17 protein-coding genes and 2 rRNA genes are annotated in these 16629 nt (G+C 49.5%); 3 read left to right on the top strand and 16 right to left on the bottom strand.

Annotation, left to right across the window (positions count from 1 at the left end; all coding sequences use genetic code 11):
- Nucleotides 1-92: 92 nt before the first annotated feature.
- The 8 genes from V4U84_RS15950 to V4U84_RS15915 all read right to left on the bottom strand — a co-directional run bounded on the left by V4U84_RS15950 (nt 93) and on the right by V4U84_RS15915 (nt 7334).
- The gene (locus V4U84_RS15950; RefSeq protein ID WP_334074394.1) at nt 93-296 is read right to left on the bottom strand and encodes a hypothetical protein; all 204 of its coding nucleotides are present in this window, start codon (nt 294-296) and stop codon (nt 93-95) included.
- A 94-nt stretch (nt 297-390) separates the two neighbouring features.
- Nucleotides 391-1245: an undecaprenyl-diphosphate phosphatase gene (locus V4U84_RS15945; protein WP_334077527.1), complete on the bottom strand. Its 855-nt coding sequence runs from the start codon at nt 1243-1245 to the stop codon at nt 391-393.
- A gap of 60 nt (nt 1246-1305) precedes the next feature.
- Nucleotides 1306-3243, bottom strand: coding sequence for an ABC transporter permease (locus V4U84_RS15940; RefSeq protein ID WP_334077526.1), 1938 nt, complete (start codon nt 3241-3243; stop codon nt 1306-1308).
- Nucleotides 3240-3995, bottom strand: coding sequence for an ABC transporter ATP-binding protein (locus tag V4U84_RS15935; RefSeq protein WP_334077525.1), 756 nt, complete (start codon nt 3993-3995; stop codon nt 3240-3242). Before V4U84_RS15935 ends, V4U84_RS15940 begins: the two co-directional genes overlap by 4 nt.
- A gap of 98 nt (nt 3996-4093) precedes the next feature.
- Nucleotides 4094-5116, bottom strand: a complete 1023-nt coding sequence (locus tag V4U84_RS15930) for a sensor histidine kinase (RefSeq protein WP_334077524.1) — start codon at nt 5114-5116, stop codon at nt 4094-4096.
- Entirely contained in the window at nt 5113-5805 is a 693-nt protein-coding gene (locus tag V4U84_RS15925) for a response regulator transcription factor (protein WP_334077523.1), read from the bottom strand. The genes V4U84_RS15930 and V4U84_RS15925 overlap by 4 nt, the downstream gene beginning before the upstream one ends.
- A 74-nt stretch (nt 5806-5879) precedes the next feature.
- Entirely contained in the window at nt 5880-6869 is a 990-nt protein-coding gene (gene bioB / locus V4U84_RS15920; protein ID WP_334077522.1) for a biotin synthase BioB, read from the bottom strand.
- A gap of 294 nt (nt 6870-7163) precedes the next feature.
- A complete protein-coding gene (locus tag V4U84_RS15915) occupies nt 7164-7334 on the bottom strand; it encodes a YetF domain-containing protein (protein WP_334074650.1) in 171 nt (56 codons plus the stop codon).
- 177 nt (nt 7335-7511) lie between these two features.
- On the opposite strand from V4U84_RS15915, the gene V4U84_RS15910 reads away from it, so the two are divergent.
- The 3 genes from V4U84_RS15910 to V4U84_RS15900 are packed head-to-tail and all read left to right on the top strand — an operon-like array spanning nt 7512 to nt 10413.
- Nucleotides 7512-8441 (top strand): permease, encoded by a 930-nt coding sequence (locus V4U84_RS15910; RefSeq protein WP_334074387.1) that lies wholly within the window; start codon nt 7512-7514, stop codon nt 8439-8441.
- 15 nt (nt 8442-8456) lie between these two features.
- Nucleotides 8457-9401: a TIGR03943 family putative permease subunit gene (locus V4U84_RS15905; protein WP_334074386.1), complete on the top strand. Its 945-nt coding sequence runs from the start codon at nt 8457-8459 to the stop codon at nt 9399-9401.
- Between the two features lie 28 nt (nt 9402-9429).
- Nucleotides 9430-10413 carry a CobW family GTP-binding protein gene (locus V4U84_RS15900; protein ID WP_334074385.1) on the top strand — a complete coding sequence of 328 codons (984 nt, stop codon included), beginning with the start codon at nt 9430-9432 and terminating at the stop codon, nt 10411-10413.
- Between the two features lie 71 nt (nt 10414-10484).
- On the opposite strand, the gene V4U84_RS15895 is transcribed toward V4U84_RS15900, so the two are convergent.
- The 8 genes from V4U84_RS15895 to V4U84_RS15860 all read right to left on the bottom strand — a co-directional run.
- Nucleotides 10485-10997, bottom strand: a complete 513-nt coding sequence (locus tag V4U84_RS15895; RefSeq protein ID WP_334074384.1) for a DinB family protein — start codon at nt 10995-10997, stop codon at nt 10485-10487.
- Nucleotides 10998-11147: 150 nt separating this feature from the next.
- The gene (locus V4U84_RS15890; RefSeq protein WP_334074383.1) at nt 11148-11315 is read right to left on the bottom strand and encodes a hypothetical protein; all 168 of its coding nucleotides are present in this window, start codon (nt 11313-11315) and stop codon (nt 11148-11150) included.
- Nucleotides 11316-11372: 57 nt separating this feature from the next.
- Nucleotides 11373-12668, bottom strand: coding sequence for an erythromycin esterase family protein (locus V4U84_RS15885; protein ID WP_334074382.1), 1296 nt, complete (start codon nt 12666-12668; stop codon nt 11373-11375).
- Between the two features lie 44 nt (nt 12669-12712).
- Complete coding sequence (locus tag V4U84_RS15880) at nt 12713-13957, bottom strand: LTA synthase family protein (protein WP_334077521.1); 1245 nt, start codon at nt 13955-13957, stop codon at nt 12713-12715.
- A gap of 269 nt (nt 13958-14226) precedes the next feature.
- Nucleotides 14227-14736: a GNAT family N-acetyltransferase gene (locus tag V4U84_RS15875; protein ID WP_334077520.1), complete on the bottom strand. Its 510-nt coding sequence runs from the start codon at nt 14734-14736 to the stop codon at nt 14227-14229.
- Nucleotides 14737-14941: 205 nt separating this feature from the next.
- Nucleotides 14942-15712 carry an ABC transporter substrate-binding protein gene (locus tag V4U84_RS15870; protein WP_334077519.1) on the bottom strand — a complete coding sequence of 257 codons (771 nt, stop codon included), beginning with the start codon at nt 15710-15712 and terminating at the stop codon, nt 14942-14944.
- Between the two features lie 562 nt (nt 15713-16274).
- Nucleotides 16275-16391 (bottom strand): 5S ribosomal RNA (rrf, locus tag V4U84_RS15865).
- A gap of 114 nt (nt 16392-16505) precedes the next feature.
- Nucleotides 16506-16629: ribosomal RNA gene (locus V4U84_RS15860) — 23S ribosomal RNA — on the bottom strand; the annotation flags it as partial.

Raw genomic sequence — 16629 nt, 5'->3', positions numbered from 1 at the left:
AGTTCCCGCATATCCATCTTTCCCGAAAAAACAAGGAAGCTACGACATCGCCGTCGAAGCTTCCTCTCTTTTTGGCCGAAATCTCTCTTAATCTATATCAGCCGTTTATATACCCTTTTCACCATCTCCGTCATCAACCAACTTCCTGTTCCGGCCAGAAAAGCGTTATGGGCCAAAAGCAGCCAAACCTTGTAAAATAAAGTGCCGAGGCCGAATTCAATCAGGATAAAATCCCGGACCGCCGAAGCCTCCATGACATAAACTCGAAACTCTCCATCCGCCGTTACCGCCTTCACCCTTCCACCCCGCTATAGTCTTTTTCATACCTATATGCCGGAGACAACATGTCTAAGAAGGCGGAATTTTCGGTCTGGGCCTCATGGCTTTCGTCTAGTGGAACAGGCCGGCCATTCCGGCGATCAGGACGATAACCGCAAAAATCATCCGATAGTATACGAATACTTTCATCGGTTTCTTTTGCAGGTAAGAAATAAACTTGCTGATGACGGCGAGCGCAACGAGGAACGAAACGACAAAGCCGACGCCGAGCGAAATGAGTTCGGTCGAAGTCATCGACGAAAATCCGCCGATTTTCATAATTTTCAGGAAGCTCATGCCGACCATAACCGGAATCGCCAGGAAGAAGGAGAACTCCGCGGCCGCCACCGTAGTCAAGCCGGCCACCCAGCCGCCGATGATGGTCGAAGCGGAACGCGACATCCCCGGAATAATCGCGAGGCACTGGAAGGCGCCGATGATCAACGCCTGCTTGATCGTGACGTTCAACTCGTCGCCACCGCCGTTCAATCCGTTTTTGCGGAATTTTTTCTCCGCGTAAAGCATCCACAGCCCGCCAAAAAACAGCGTGAACGCCACGACGACCGGCGTAAACAGATGCTCATCGGACCAGTCGTTCAGCAGAACGCCGAACACGCCGCCGGGGATACAGGCGATCGCCAGCATCAGCCAAAAGCGGAACCCCGATCTTTCAAAGCCGACCTTTTGCGGGAAGAAGTTGACCAGCGTATCCTTAATTTTGCCCCAATACAGGACGATGACCGCCAATATAGCCCCCAGTTGGATCACGTACGTATACATCTCCACATAAGACGGGGTCGTCCCTTTAAAGCCCAGCAGGTTTTCGAAGATGACCAGATGGCCTGTGGAAGAGACCGGCAAAAATTCGGTAACCCCCTCCACAATCCCCAAAACAATCGATTTCAGGATCGAAAAAATCGTTTCCATAGCATAGAGATCTCCTTTTTTCTATTTAGCGGCCGCCACTTGCAAATCCTTTTACAACCTTTACAGCGATTCCTTAATGATCCGTTTATAGAAGAACAACGATAAAATCCCGAAGATACTATAGAGCAGTGTATAGAGCAGCATGACCAGGAACATCGGCGTCCACAGTTCGGTTCCGAAGAAGAACCAGCCGGACTGGACGGCAAAATAACTGTGCGATAACCCGACCACGAGCGGAATGCCGAAGCTGAACATCTGCTTAAACTGAATACCGCGCACCAGATTGCCCTGCGTGAACCCGAGTTTTCGCAAAATCGTGTAACTCGGCTTCTCCTCCTCGCCTTCCCCCATCTGCTTGAAATACAAAATGCAGCCGGAGGTGATGAGGAAAGTTAAGCCGAGAAAAGCCACGATAAACATGATGAGTCCCATGTTGCTCTTCTGGACGGCGATATTGTTTAACAGGGAAACGTACCCTGGCTGATCGTCCACCTTCATATCCATAAAGATCTCATTGGCGCGTGCCAGTTTATTCGGATCGGCGATATCAATTCCAATATACATGCCTGCCGATCTCTGAAGTTCCGGCACTTTCTCCTGCGCCAGCCGCTCAAAGACCGAATGGTCCACGACGAGCGTCGGAGCCCCTTTGGAAAAATACAGGGAAATGACCGATTCTTTATTCAATCCCTTTACATGCAGAGGGAACGATTGCGTCCGCCCCTTCAGCTCTAAATCCCCCGTGGATTGAATGCCCATAAACTGCTTCATGGCATCGCTGGAGCCGGTAAACCAGGCTTCCCCGGGCGAAACCTCCGTTCCCGCCACCGACTTCTCATCGACGATGGGCAAAGGGATGATCCCGTCGGACTCTTCCGCCACGCTGGCTCCGATCATGCGGGAAACATCGGCATCCATCATGATCACATCCCGGCGAATCTCCGTGTAATCGATGCCTTCTTTCCGCAGCCCCGCGGTAAACGCCGTTACATCCTTTTCCTCCAACAGCGTAAAATGATTCGGCGCCGTTTGCCTGGACGACTCCTCCGCCGAATAGTAGGAGATATAGCTGAGTGACAACAGCCCGATGGCTAGTGCGGACACCGTCGTGATGATGGTTAGGAGCAGAGCGTTCGATTTCATCCGGAACATAATGGACGAAAGCGAGAGCACTTCATTGAGCGACAAATAACCGCCTTTGCTTTTTCGAATCATGTTGAAAACAAAGCTGACCGATCCTTTATAGAACAGATAGGTTCCCACAATCACTGAGCCCAAGATCAGCACCATCGCCAGGAACAATTCGTTCATTTTGACGAAAGCGCCGCTAAACAGCTTAGTGGACACATAATAGCCGAACAAAATAAGCGAAATTCCCAGAAAACCGATGATTACTTGCGATAACGTCATTCTCCGGACCGTATTTTCAGTCGTGGAGACCACGCGGAACAAGGAAAGAATGCTCTGCCGTTTGATAAACGAATAGTTCATCAGCATGATCAACAAATAGATCGCCGCGAACACGATGACGGTCTGCACCAAAGCCTGGACCGAAAAGTTCAGCGACGCCTGGGCATTCACCCCAATGATCTTGAACAAAACCATCAATAGCAGCCTGGAGGAGGCAAAGCCGAGGAAAATACCGATCAGCATCGAGCCGAAATAGAGAATCAAATTTTCACTGCTCAGAATGCGGAATATTTTCCCTTTAGTCAAGCCGACCAGCTGGAACAGCCCGATTTCTTTACCCCGCCGCTTGATAAAAATATTGTTCGCATAGAGCAAAAATACGGCGACGATCACCACGAGAAGAACCGACGCTGCGGAAAGCCCGGCCGCTCCTTTGACGGAGCCTTTAATCTCATCCATGGCCGGATCGTACTGCAGCGTAACGAACGCGAAGTATAGAGCCACGCTGAAAACTAATGCAAATACGTACAAATAATAGTTTTTCAGGTTTTTTTTCAAATTGCGGAAAATCAGATAGTTGATGTTCATTCCTGAACACCGCCCAATACGCCCTGGGTCTTCATAATATCGTTGAAGAGGGCTTGCCGCGTCTCCTCACCCTTGTTCAGCTGCGTATAAATTTGACCATCCTTGATAAAAACAACCCGGCTGCAATAGCTCGCCGCGACCGGATCATGGGTCACCATGATGATGGTGGCCTCCATCTTGCGGTTTAACTCGCTCAGCTTGTTCAGCAGATCGGAGGCCGATTTGGAGTCCAGCGCTCCCGTCGGCTCGTCCGCGAAAATAATGCTGGGCTCATGAATAAAGGCCCGCGCCGCGGAAGTCCGCTGCTTCTGACCGCCGGAAATCTCGTTGGGGTACTTGTCTTTCAGTTCGTAAATCCCAAGCTCCGTGGCCACCTCGCGGAATTTATGATCCGCTTCTTTCCGGGGTACGTTTTTGATCGACAACGGGAGCAGCACGTTCTCCTTCACCGTTAATGTATCGAGCAGATTATACTCTTGAAAAATGAAACCCAAATGATGCTTCCGGAATTCGGCCAGTTCCTTTTCTTTCAGGCCCGTGAATTCTTTGCCTTCGATTTTAATGCTGCCGAGGCTGACCTTGTCGATCGAAGACAGCACGTTCAGCAGCGTGGTTTTCCCCGAACCCGAAGCGCCCATAATGCTGACGAATTCGCCTTTTTCCACACTTAAATCGATGCCCTTGAGCACTTCCTGCTTATTGAATTTATTGCCGTAGCTCTTATGAATTTTACTGGCTTCCAGAATCGCCATTTCCACCACTCCTTCAGTTCATGCTCTAATCATAAGCGAGATGCCCCGATCTTTCCTTCGATTCGCCGAACAAAGCAGAAAAGCATGTGACAATGTTGTCACATGCCCATCGGCCACGGCCGGATTAGATCTACGAACTCATTGCGTTTCGGAAAAATGAGCGAGAATGTCGAGCCCTCTCCCGGTTTGGACTCCACCTCAATCCGGATGGATAACACCTCGGCGGACTTTTGAGCCAAATAGAGCCCCATGCCGGTCGCGGCGCTGTCTTTATGCATCGTTGTCGACGTAAAGCCCTTATCGAAAATACGCGGCAAGTCCTTCGGATCAATCCCCCTTCCGAAATCGCGAATCCGGAGCCGGACCCGTCCCTCCACTTCCTCGCTTTCGATGAAGATATCCGAAGAAGCGCCGCTGTACTTCACCGCGTTTGTCAGGAGCTGCCTGAGGATAAAGCCGAGCCATTTCTCGTCCGTCAGCACTTCCTCCGCCGAAAGGGATACGTCGAAGCCGATGCCTTTTTGCAAACACCAGGATCTGAGCGCTTTGATTTCTTTGTAAATGACGGCTTCCAGGACCGTCTTCTCGATGTACACGTCATTTTTCATGAATGGAATCCGCTTCTGGTGAAGCTGTTGATCCAACAAAAGATGGATGCGCAGCCACTCGTACATCAGTTGGGATTTGAGCGCCTCGTCATCCATGCGGTCGATGATCAACTGCATGGTGGTGAGCGGCGTTTTCACTTCATGGATCCAGGAAAGAAGATCGTCCTTCTCCTGTTCCAATTCGACAAGATGCTGCGAAGATTCCTTTTTGAACCGTTCGGTTTGCAAGGTCAGGCGATCCAACGCAATCGCTTCGAACGGACTCTCCGGGTGAGCGATGGAGGAAAGATCATAGTCATCCTCCCAAGAAGCAAGGCCCTTATAGAACCTCGATTCTTTGACATACCGGACCAGGAGGAAGCCCGTAAAGAGCAGCAGCGACAAAAACACAATATACAGCATCGGCAGAAACGGGATCGCCGTATCCAGATAAGCGACAAGCAACAGCAGTCCTTGAAGGAACAGCACGAGCAAAATCCAACTCAGCCGTTCCCTTATGTATTTACCGATCATAGCGAGCCGGCCTCTTCCGTCGCCATGTAACCCTGTCCCACCTTGGTTTCGATGTAAGCGTCCAAACCGATCGCTTCCAGCTTCTTCCTCAGACGATTGACGTTGACCGTCAAGGTGTTATCGCTGACAAAATGCTCGTTGTCCCACAGACTGCGAATCAGTTCCTCCCGGCTGACGATTTGATTCTTCCGCTCAATGAGCATTTTCAAAATAAACATTTCGTTTTTGGTCAGCTCAACGCAGCCCTTTTCTCCCGTAAGCGTATTTTTCACATATTCCACTGTCGCCCCGCGCCATGTTCTTAGTTCCACGCGGTCCGTATTATAGTTATAAACCCGCCGCAGGGTGGCCTGAATTTTCGCGACAAGCACCTCAAAGTGAAACGGCTTCTGGATAAAATCGTCGGCCCCGAGTTGCATGGACATCACCATATCCGTCGGGTGATCGCGGGAAGACAGAAAGATGATCGGCACATTGGAGTGGGAACGAATCATCCGGCACCAATGGAACCCGTCGAATTTAGGCAATTGAATATCGATAATGACCAGATCCGGCCGATTCTCCGTAAACTCCTGGAGCACACGGCTAAAATCCTCTACGCCATACACTTGATAAGACCATTGCTGCAGTCGTTCTTTAACCTCTTGAAAAAGAGTCATATCATCTTCGATCAGCATTACCTTAAACATAGAATTCACCACGCTTTATCATCTGCATCAATACCCAGTGTATAGCAAATCTGCGAGATATGCCATCCATCGGTTTAAAGCGCGTTTAGTTCGATTTCGAATCCAAGGTCTTCGATCATTTGGTGATCGAGGGAAATCTCCTGCCCCCCGGTCGTTAGATAGTCCCCGACAAAAATCGAATTTGCCGCATAGAGCGCCAATGGCTGAAGTGTCCGTAGCGTCAGTTCGCGTCCGCCCGCCACGCGGATTTCTTTGGATGGACAAACGAAGCGGAACAAGGCTAGCGTCTTCAAAGCTTTGGAGGCGGTCGTTCGTTCAGCCTGAGCCAGCGGGGTTCCGGGAATCGGATTGAGGAAATTGACCGGGATGGAGTCCACATCAAGCTCACGAAGCGTGTAAGCCATTTCGACGATTTCCCGGTCGGACTCGCCCATCCCGATAATGACCCCGGAACAAGGCGACATTCCCTTGGCCTTGACTTTCTCTACCGTCTCTACCCGCTGCTCATACGTATGCGTCGTTGTGATGGATCCATAGTTCGACCGGCTGGTATTCAAATTATGGTTGTACCGGTGAACCCCCGCTTCCGCAAGCCTTCGGGCCTGCTCCTCGCCAAGGAGACCTAAACAGGCACAGATTTTAAGTGGCATCGTTTCCCGAATCTCCTCTACCGCCTCGATTACCTGCCCCAGCTCCCGTTCTGTCGGCCCCCTTCCTGCCGCTACGATGCAGTATGTGCCGGCCTTCCTGGCCATCGCTTCCCTAGCCCCGGCCAGCAGAGTCTCTTTATCCAGCATCGTATATTGGGAAACCGGGGCTTGGGAAATGATTGACTGCGAACAGTAACCGCAATCCTCGGGACAAAGTCCGCTTTTCGCGTTGATGATCATATTCAGCTTCACTTTTTTGCCGTAATAATGCTTTCTTACCTGAAACGCGGCTTCCAGAATCTTCAGCAGTTGATCGTCCTCCGCCGCAAATATGCTAAGGCCCTCCTCGATCGTCAAAAGTCCGCCGTTCAGCGCCTTTTCCGTTAACTTCATCCAACCCCGCCGCTTATGCATACACTGTGTCTCCCCTCTAGCGAATTTATAACGTACTCGTCAATCCTAATTGTCAACCAAAATAATAAACCTTAAGTTGACAATTAGTCCACTAAATTTTTTTATTCATGTCACCTAGTCACGGAACGGAATGTGAAAGCATTGCAAAAAAGACCAACTCTCTCACGAGAGTTGGTCCGGGATAATCACTTTAGCAAGCTTATTGCAACTTTTTATTTTTTATATTCGTGCCGGACTGTTCGATCTCCGAAAAGAGCGACATTTTCTGTGATTTCGGGACATCCTGTGATTTTATTACCGCGGTGGCTCCATAAAATACTGATCCAGTAAATCTCGCATTTGCTTTAAGGTAACGGGTCCGGCATCCTCAATAAGTTCATAGCCCAGCTGCCCGTTCGGGTCGATGGTCGCTGTCTTCACGTCGCTGTGCCACTGAATCCCCGCCTGCCGCAAATTGATTTCCAGCTGATCTATTGTCTCGGCGAGGTCACAAGCAAGTTATGGCCTTCCTGATCCGATATGAGCTTGAAGCAATCCGGAATTCAAAATCCAAGGTTGTTATTTGTAAACATTACTATTAAAATAAAACCATCATCTTCCTGACTCTATCTCCAGAGACTATCACAAAGGAGTATTTTCTTCATGTTTTCTTTCGTGTTCCGATATGAGGACCTGCTTACCTTCCGCACGATGTTCATCAGCATTTTTCTTGAAGCGCTGCCGTTTATTTTACTCGGGGTTGTGTTTTCCGCCCTGCTGCAGGTCTTCGTCCCCGAAGAAATGATTGCGCGAATGATCCCCAAGAGCCCGGTTTTAGGGATCCTTGCGGCTTGTTTGTTCGGCATTCTCTTCCCGATTTGCGAATGCGGAATGATTCCCGTCATCCGGCGGTTAATTGCTAAGGGCATGCCTGTGTACATAGCCGCCGTCTTTATTTTAAGCGGACCGATACTAAATCCGATCGTCTTTTTCGCGACGTACACGGCGTTCCGGAGCCGCCCTGAAATTATATATTCCCGGATGGGTCTGGCTTTTATCATCGCCTTCTGCATCGGGATGATTATTTACAGGGTCGTCCGCTATCAGCCTCTTCGGCTTCGGGCGGAAATGATGTATGGTCAGGAAAGCGGCGGTAACCGTTCTCCTCATCCCGGCGGCGGTACGGACAAACTTATCGGTTTCTTGAACCACATGAGCCAGGAATTTTTCGAGATGAGCAAATATTTACTGCTTGGCGCCTTTATAACGGCACTCATCCATACGTTCGTCAACACCGCCCAATTGGCCGCCTACGGTCAGGGACCGCTTTCGTCCCACTTCCTGATGGCGGGCTTCGCTTACTTGTTGTCGATTTGTTCCAACTCGGACGCGTTTGTCGCTTCTTCCTTCGTCAATGTATTTTCCGCGGGCTCTCTTATCACGTTTCTGGTGCTGGGTCCCATGCTCGATTTAAAAAGTACACTTATGCTGCTTTCCGTATTTAAAACGAAGTTCGTTATCACGTTGGGAGCTTTGATCATCGTGCTGGTGCTGGTCTTCAGTGTAGGCTTGGATCAACTGCTGCTCCAATAAGAGCCGAGGTGTCCTATGAAAAACAAGCGTCTGCTCTTTCATAATATCTTCAAAACCGCTCTATTGCTGGCATTGTCCGGTTATATCGCTTTTTTGGTTGAGACGGATGCCCTTCAGCTGTATATCGGCGTACGAATCATGCCGCTCGTCAAAGCTTCGGCCCTCGTCGTGTATGCCCTTGCCGTAATTCAAGGCTTTGTCGCTTACCGCACCTATAAGGGCCAGATCGTCGACTGCGATTGCTGCGAAGTCCCGCAAACGGCTTCCCGATTCGGCAGTGGTCTGCTCTATGCGCTTTTCCTTCTTCCGCTCGTGCTCGGTTTTACATTGCCGAATACGGTGCTTAGCGGCTCGTTGGCGGAGAAAAAAGGAATGCAGTTCGGCTCAGTACAGCTCGGCCAGGCCAAGGCAAAAGCAAAAGCCGAAGCTTCCCCCGCGAATGCAGCACCTGGTGCATCAACCGCTTCCGGTACTATGGCTCAAGCCGAAGAGCCGGACCTGGACCGGATGTTTCAGGCGGACAATGATTTCGACCGGGACCTGGCGGAATTGGCCAAAAAGCTGTATGTATTACCCGTAATCGAAGTCAAGCCGGAAATCTATATGGAGATTCTTTCGTCGATCATCACGTTTGCCGACCCTTTTATGGGAAAAGAGATTGAAATCACCGGCTTTGTTTACCGGGAGCCGGATCTGGCCGATAACCAGTTCGTGATCGGGCGGATCGCCGTCCAGTGCTGTACCGCCGACGCCTCCCCGTACGGCGTTCTCGCGGAATCCGGCGAAGCCGCCGCATTCAAAGACGATACCTGGGTAAAGGTGAAAGGCACCCTTGGTCATACGGAATATAACGGGAACACCATCATCAAAATCGACGTGCAGGAAATCGAAGTCATGGAAGCTCCGGGAAATCCATATATATACCCTAACTTCGAGTTTTTGAACGTCAGTCTCCCTTAAAATCCAAAGAAGTCAGGAGCGATTATCGTTGAAAACCCCCGTACTTATTATTAGCGGTTTCCTGGGAAGCGGAAAAACGACGCTGCTTCTGCAGTTGCTGCGTGAAATTCAGCAGCGTGGGCTGAGACCCGCGATTCTCATGAACGAGTTGGGCAAACAAGACGTAGACGGCTTGATCCTTTCGGAGGCTCTGGACGGACTGCCTTTGGAGAAGTTGCTGGACGGCTGCATTTGCTGCAGTAAAAAGAGCGAGATTTCGGGCGCTCTCCAAAATTTGCTTGCCTTGAGGCCGGCCCCAGATTTGCTGGTCATAGAACTTACCGGGGTCGCTAATCCCGAGGAAGTAGTGGACGCCATGGCCGATCCGGAGCTTCGCCACAGCGTAGTACTGGACAAAATCATAACGGTTCTTGATGCGGAACATGCGCTGGAATACAACAGTATTTTCTCCACGGATAAAGAGCTTGTTCATACACTGCGCCGGCAAATCGATGTGGCCGATGTAATGATCATCAATAAGACGGATCTTGTGGATTCTGCGCATCTGATCAAAGTAACCAAGCTGGTGGAAAAGCATAATCCAAACGCGCCTCAGCTTCCCGCCGTGAACGCCAAGATAGACTTTGAGCTGCTTCTTCATGGATTTCAGCCTTTGCAACACGCCAACGCCAACCAAGAAGCGCCTGCGCCAAATCGCTTGAAGGTGCTTGCCTCCCATTCACATGGGCATAAGTCGCATTCCCGTATCCAGAGCATCTTTATCCCGATTCCCGAACAGGCCTCTTTCTCCGAGAAAAAGCTCGAGAAGTTTCTCAAACACCGGGAGGGCCGGGTTTTGCGGGCCAAAGGTTATCTCTGCCTGAACGGATCTCCCCATGCTTCTTTGATTCAGTTTGCGGGCAAACGCCTGCAGATAGAATCATCGCCATACCGGGGTCCGCACTATCTGGTCGTTATCGGCTATGAACTGGACGAAGCCCGGCTGCTTGAGGAATGGCGTATCGTGTGCTGATACGGCTAAAAGCCTTCTAACCCGCGGGAATAAACCCTACGATTAGAAGGCTTCTCTTTTGCGATGCCCGGTTATTTTCCTCCTTGCGCCGCTGCGCGAATGGCAGCCCCTTCCTCCTCATTGGGACCGTAAACTCCCGGAGGCACAACGCCCGCTTGGCGCATCAGAATGGTCATTTGACCGCGATGATGGATTTGGTGCCGGACTACCGTGTTCAAGACGCCGCCGTAGGTCGTATCGATAAAGCCGAACAGCTTCAGACTTTCCGACAGCTTGGCGTCATTCCATTGCGCTTTCAGCGCGGTCGTAGCCGCGGCGCTCATCTGCCGGTAGCCTTCCAGGATTTCCGCCGCACTGCTCGGTGCAGGCGCTTTAAAGTCCGGACCTTCAATCTGAAGTCCCGCACCTCCCAATATGCCCCCGAGTCCGCCAAGCAAATGCCAAGCCAAAGCGCCCAAGGTGCGGGGCTGCTGTTCCGACACCGCTTGATTTAAGGAAGCATCCGTCAAACGCTCCAGCACTTTGATCGTAAGACCCTCTTCCTGCTTCCAATCCTCCAAAAACTCCTGAATTGTGTGGTACATGGGCTAACCTCCTTAATATGTAAAAATATAAATCCAGTATACCATTTAGCGGAAGCACTCCTCAAACGGTGGCTCTTGAGCCGGTACAAGATACACCAAATCACAAAAAAAGAAACCCTTTCATCCGGGTTCCTTGTTTCAAAGCATGGATCACTTTTCTTCTTTTTCTTCCGGAACGTCGTATTTGTTAATGTGTGCCGTGATCGCCTCCACCGCATCGTTGACGTTTGTGGTTGCCGGCACCTCCTTCACTTCATCCTCGGTCTTGTCGAGGAAATTTTGATGATCCGCGCGGATGGCTTCGATTTTATTGCTCATTGATCGTGTCACCTCCTTAAATGGTTTCGGCGGGCAAAGAAGGATTTGCCCAATCTTTTATACCAGGGATTCCAGAGGAAGCGGCTGGAGAGCATGGGTTTTATGCAGATAGATAAAGGCGTCATATCTGGCCGCCATATCGGAAGGCACGTAATTTCCTAACTCGTGCCGCGGGTCATATACAACGCCAATGGCCCGGTGTCCCATGAGTTTGGGAATGGCCTCCCGGGAGGTCCCCTCCGTAAGCAGCAGCAGGTCCTCTCCATCTCCGGCCTGTGCCAGTAAGTCCTCCCAGCTCCCTTTAACGGCGGGAGGGACAGTCATCACTTCGGCGGGAGCCCCCCAGGCGGACCCGGCCAGTACTTCACCGTGATGCGTGCCGAAGCCCACGCTAAACGTTTCATGCTTCAAATATTGCTCCCGGACGAGCTGGCCCACATTCACCATGCCGTCCTCGGCCATATCGGTCGCCCTTGCGTCACCAATATGCGTATTATGCTCCCAAATTATCGCTTGCGCATCGGAACCGTGATAATCAAGCAGTTTCTTCAGGGCATGAACCATATGGCGGTCCCGCACATTCCATGACTCCGGCCCGCCTCGGACCATCGTTCTGTAATAATGCTCGGCATCCGCAGCGACCAGCGCATTCAGTTCCGCGCTAAGTTCAGCCTCGGCGCGCTGATGACCATGGTACCCGCCAAGGCCTTGCTCCGATAGGCTCATATCCTGCAGCAGGCGGATCACTTCTTCCTCGCAACTTTCGCCAAGCAGACCGGCCGAAATTCCGTAAGACTGAGAGTCTTGACCAAAGGGCTCAAAGCAGGCAAAGGCATGAAGGGCCTGCTCCAAAAGCGGCGAACCCGTACGCTGTAAATACCCGATGATTTGCTGCATCGATTCCCATAAACTGTACAAGTCCAAGCCGTAAAAACCGATCCTCTCCCTCGGTGACCGCTGCAAGTTATAAGCTCTGAGCCATTCCGTGAAAGCCTCGACTTCACGGTTGGCCCACATCCACGATGGCCAGCGGTTAAAGGCCTCCAACGCTTCCCTTGCCGAATTGGCTTCATTGTCCTCAAGATCCTTTACATATTTGTTCAATTCAAAGCAGGAAGGCCAATCTCCTTCGACTGCGATAAACCGGATTTCTTTTTCGGCAATCAACTGTTTGGTTAACTCCGCGCGTGTCGTATAAAACTTCGAGGTCCCATGAGACGCTTCGCCCAAAAGCACCACACGCGCCTGCCTCGCCGCTTGAACGACGGGCTGGAGATCCTCGGGCCTCTGGTAACGAAGAACACATTCCCTTAGCTTCTCCATCGGCGGCACGGCATACACCAACCGCTGCATGATCTTCCTCCTTTCACCGCTTGCTCTTCATACTTTTTGAATATTCATGGCGTTCTATGTATGGCAATATTTTCGCCTCTTCGCGGCAACTTCTTTACAAAAGAGTCGGATTGTTTGAGCAGCCTTAAGACAGATTCGTAATCTTCTCGAAGCGAGGCTGTATCCTGAATATCGTGGAACGTTTGAAGCGACACCGCCCGTCCGTCCCGAAAGCCGTTTTTTCCCGGTATAAACAGCACATCATCCTTGAAAAAAGACCCCTCCGGCAAATAATATCTGACCCCTACCAGGTTATGCTCCACATTCAGCAAATCCTGTCCGAACGCCGTAAAATTTCGCTGTTCCAAATCGATTCCCATCAGGTTAGCCACCGTCGGGAGAATGTCCACATGACCGCCTGTCCGCTCGATTACCCATCCCTGCTGCTGACCGGGCAAATGGATGATCAGAGGGACATTCAATCGGCTGATAGGATCATGATAAGGAAGCGCCAACAATTTGCTGATATTCTCGGGCGTGTGTTGGTTCTTGTTTAAACCGAAATGATCACCGTAGACAACCACAACGGATTTATCCCATATCCCGCTCTTTTTCAACTCATCGATAAAAGTCCCCAACGCATAGTCGGCATAATTTATGGCATGGATATAGTCACCGAGCCGGGATTTGTCCAGATCCTCAGTCAGTTTAATGCGCTTCATCTCCTTGGGGATCACAAACGGGGCATGGCTGGATACCGTTACAAACTGGGTGTAAAACTTTTGCCCCCGGTCCCTAAACGCCTTGATTTTCTGTATGCCCACCCGAAACAGTTCCTCATCCGATGCACCAAAGCGATTAAACTTGGTTTGAGAAAAGTACGGTTTGTCGTAATATTGATCAAAACCTAATGACGGATAAAGCTTGTCCCGGTTCCAAAAACTCGCTTCATTCACATGAAACGTACGCGTTGTATATCCCGAAGACTTGAGGAGCCGGGGAAGACTCGGAATGATCCGGTCCCCGAAGGCCTCCGACATCGCTTTGGCCCCGATCGGGTAAATGGACGTATTGCTTAAAAACTCCGCATCCGACGTGTTCCCGCTACCGATTTGCTGAAAAATGTAGGGAAAATACAAGCTCTCCCCAGCCAGTCGATTCAGAACCGGGGTGACCGGCTGTTCCTGAATGGATGCATACAGCATAAAATTTTGCAGGGACTCCATCTGAACCATAATCAGATTACAGTTTTTTCCCGTGCCAAAAAAGGCATGTCCCCCGCCTAAGTCTAAGCTCTTATGTTGATTCAAGGCTTCCACCCATTGGGTTTGAGAAGAAGGCGAAGCGTGTGGGGAACGTGGGGAATGATGTGTTCCTACAGTATGAAACCAACAAACCAGCGAAGCGCAGAGGACCAGAACGGCCAGCAGATTCCCGGCGTTTTTTCCCATATGAAATCCACTCCATTCGGACAAATATATTTCATTAAATTACCTCCAAACGCTTCAGATTATGTGCCTATATAGGTTGAACTAAAGAATTGGCGTTAGGCAAGGATGTGGTAGGCCCACTTAACTAATTAGATCTTTAACAGCTTTTTGAAATATAAAACTATGTCATCATCTACTACAATGCTATCTCCATACTTTAGATAACGTTCACCATTGTGAATCCCTCTGCCATCCGGAATATATCCACGCTTTACATAAAGTACTTGGGCATTGCCGTAATCTGAAAAGAGACCAACACCGATACCCGCTACTCGGGATCTCTCACGAATGATTTCCTCCGCCTTGTCCATCAGTTTTGATCCTATTCCCCGTCGACGATATTTCTGAAGAACATTAAAATCACTCACTTCAGGGATATTGCATTCTCTAAAATAGTCATAATACGAATTCCAAATCACGTTGACGTAACCTGCAAATTCGCCGCCTAATTCAGCAACTAGAGCAACTCTTTCCCCACGATGCTGCTCTTCAACATATTTCTGGTACAACTCAACCGGTTTATGCCAACCTTGTTCTTCAAAAGCCTTGGAAATAACTAAGGGATCTTTTTCAGTCATTTCACGTATATATAAGTTCATCCAAATTTCTCGCTTTCGGTTTAATTAGATATCTTCCAGCCCTTGGTTCGTGTTTTCCTTATGGCAACGCAACCGCTGCTTTAAACGGATCACTCATGGCAATTAACTCGCTAAATTTACGACTGCCCGTCGCCCAAAGGAAAAGCGCCCGGTTTCGGCGCTTTTTTCGTGTCGCATTTGACTTGGCTCTCATCAGCTTTGATGGCTATACATCAGGCATTTGGTCCAGTTTTAATTTCATTCCGTCAACCGCCGCCTGCCCTTCTTTTTCAATCTTTTCAATCGCTTCGTCTAGCGTGATTTTATTCTCTATAACTTCTTGAATCACGTTTTGACCCACATCTTTAAAAGCGTTTATGATTTCATAATGAATATAGTCATAGGGATTGTTGCTTTTCGTCACGAGATCCAGCTCGTACAAGGGCGATAAATCGTGGCCCTCAACGGTCTTCATCAGATTCATTCTTACAGGCAATCCCATCGATTGTTGATTTTGCTGGTTTTTTTTCATTTCCTGCGTATCGTTCGTTATGAAATTAACTAACCCCCAAGCTTCTTCTTCATGCTGCGTCCTGGAGGATATCCCGTAAATCTCCTGCACCTCGTAATAGTCGCTTTGCCCTCGAGTTCGGCTACCCACCGGAACGGTTACCATGTCCCAATTGATACTTTTGGCACCGATAAACCGGCTGTATTCTTTAAAATTATAAGCTATCGCGTAAGATTGAATTTCCATGGCGGCATGGCCCGTCAATATAGGCGCCGGTTCGCTTTCACCCGTAGGATCGTCATCTTTGTCATAAACGGCTTTATCCTGGAAATCAATGACCGTTTGAAAGATGCCATGCCCTGCGGCTGGATCCATTTTCACTTGCAGTGTTCGGGCATCTATAAAAGTCAGGCCTTCCGTCTGACCGATTCTGAGGATCATCGAGAATGGGATATTTATGTAGTTATTTGATTTAAAGCCGTACAAGGCCTCACCTAAAGCCGAATACCTTTGTTTGAATTGCTCCTCTTTGGTATTTCCGACGTCTAATGTTACATTTTTATCCTTGGGAAAAGATCTCGTTTCCGTAGAACAGCCGGATGTAAGAATCAAACATAGCAGAGCACACACTATCATTTTTTCTTTGAAAACAATCTAGCATAACCCCCATTCCCAATGCGGAAAAACTTAAAATTAAAATATTATCTTTTTTTGGTATATTATTACTTTTATAGAACATTACATCTTTTGTTAACATGAGTCAAGATCTAAAATAAGAGCATTGCATAAGTACGCACTTCGGCAATGATCCTTTTGAGATGTCACTCTGGAGTAAGTAGTCTCTTCTAATCGAAATTCCTGCAAATCTGCAGGTTTTTTCGCCAATGGGGCCCCATTCCGGGGAGAGGACCGAAAATTCCTGCACATTTGCATCCTTTTCGCTCTTCGGGGCACAAACGTTCGGAAATACCTGCAGATTTGCATCAATTTGTATTAGAGTATACAAAAAGAGCACCACCGCTTCATACGGTAGTGCTCTTTCTTAGTTGCTTGGCAACGTCCTACTCTCCCAGGACCCTTCGGTCCAAGTACCATCGGCGCTGGAGGGCTTAACGGTCGTGTTCGGGATGGGTACGCGTGGAACCCCTCCGCCATCGCCACCAAACGTGTTCAGATGTTTGATCACCTGAAAACTGGATACGAAACGTGCTTTGCGTTTTAGTCTCCTCAAGTGCTCAGATCGGCTTGTTCAGCCTGACGCCACTTTTTGGAGTTGTTTTTGGATAAGCCCTCGACCGATTAGTACCTGTCAGCTCCATGCATTGCTGCACTTCCACCCCAGGCCTATCAACCTCGTCGTCTTCAAGGGGTCTTACTAATTGGGAAATCTCATCTTGAGGGGG

It is taken from the genome of Paenibacillus sanfengchensis (genome assembly GCF_036864765.1).
Taxonomy (GTDB): Bacteria; Bacillota; Bacilli; order Paenibacillales; family Paenibacillaceae; genus Fontibacillus; species Fontibacillus sanfengchensis.
This window is presented reverse-complemented; position numbering and strand designations above follow the sequence as displayed.

Coding starts and splice junctions, on each gene's coding strand:
- V4U84_RS15935 (WP_334077525.1), bottom strand. CDS start 3,995: ATGGCGATTCTGGAAGCCAGTAAAATTCATAAGAGCTACGGCAATAAA.
- V4U84_RS15890 (WP_334074383.1), bottom strand. CDS start 11,315: ATGAGCAATAAAATCGAAGCCATCCGCGCGGATCATCAAAATTTCCTC.
- V4U84_RS15945 (WP_334077527.1), bottom strand. CDS start 1,245: ATGGAAACGATTTTTTCGATCCTGAAATCGATTGTTTTGGGGATTGTG.
- bioB (WP_334077522.1), bottom strand. CDS start 6,869: ATGCATAAGCGGCGGGGTTGGATGAAGTTAACGGAAAAGGCGCTGAAC.
- V4U84_RS15930 (WP_334077524.1), bottom strand. CDS start 5,116: ATGATCGGTAAATACATAAGGGAACGGCTGAGTTGGATTTTGCTCGTG.
- V4U84_RS15925 (WP_334077523.1), bottom strand. CDS start 5,805: ATGTTTAAGGTAATGCTGATCGAAGATGATATGACTCTTTTTCAAGAG.
- V4U84_RS15905 (WP_334074386.1), top strand. CDS start 8,457: ATGAAAAACAAGCGTCTGCTCTTTCATAATATCTTCAAAACCGCTCTA.
- V4U84_RS15910 (WP_334074387.1), top strand. CDS start 7,512: ATGTTTTCTTTCGTGTTCCGATATGAGGACCTGCTTACCTTCCGCACG.
- V4U84_RS15875 (WP_334077520.1), bottom strand. CDS start 14,736: ATGAACTTATATATACGTGAAATGACTGAAAAAGATCCCTTAGTTATT.
- V4U84_RS15940 (WP_334077526.1), bottom strand. CDS start 3,243: ATGAACATCAACTATCTGATTTTCCGCAATTTGAAAAAAAACCTGAAA.
- V4U84_RS15885 (WP_334074382.1), bottom strand. CDS start 12,668: ATGCAGCGGTTGGTGTATGCCGTGCCGCCGATGGAGAAGCTAAGGGAA.
- V4U84_RS15895 (WP_334074384.1), bottom strand. CDS start 10,997: ATGTACCACACAATTCAGGAGTTTTTGGAGGATTGGAAGCAGGAAGAG.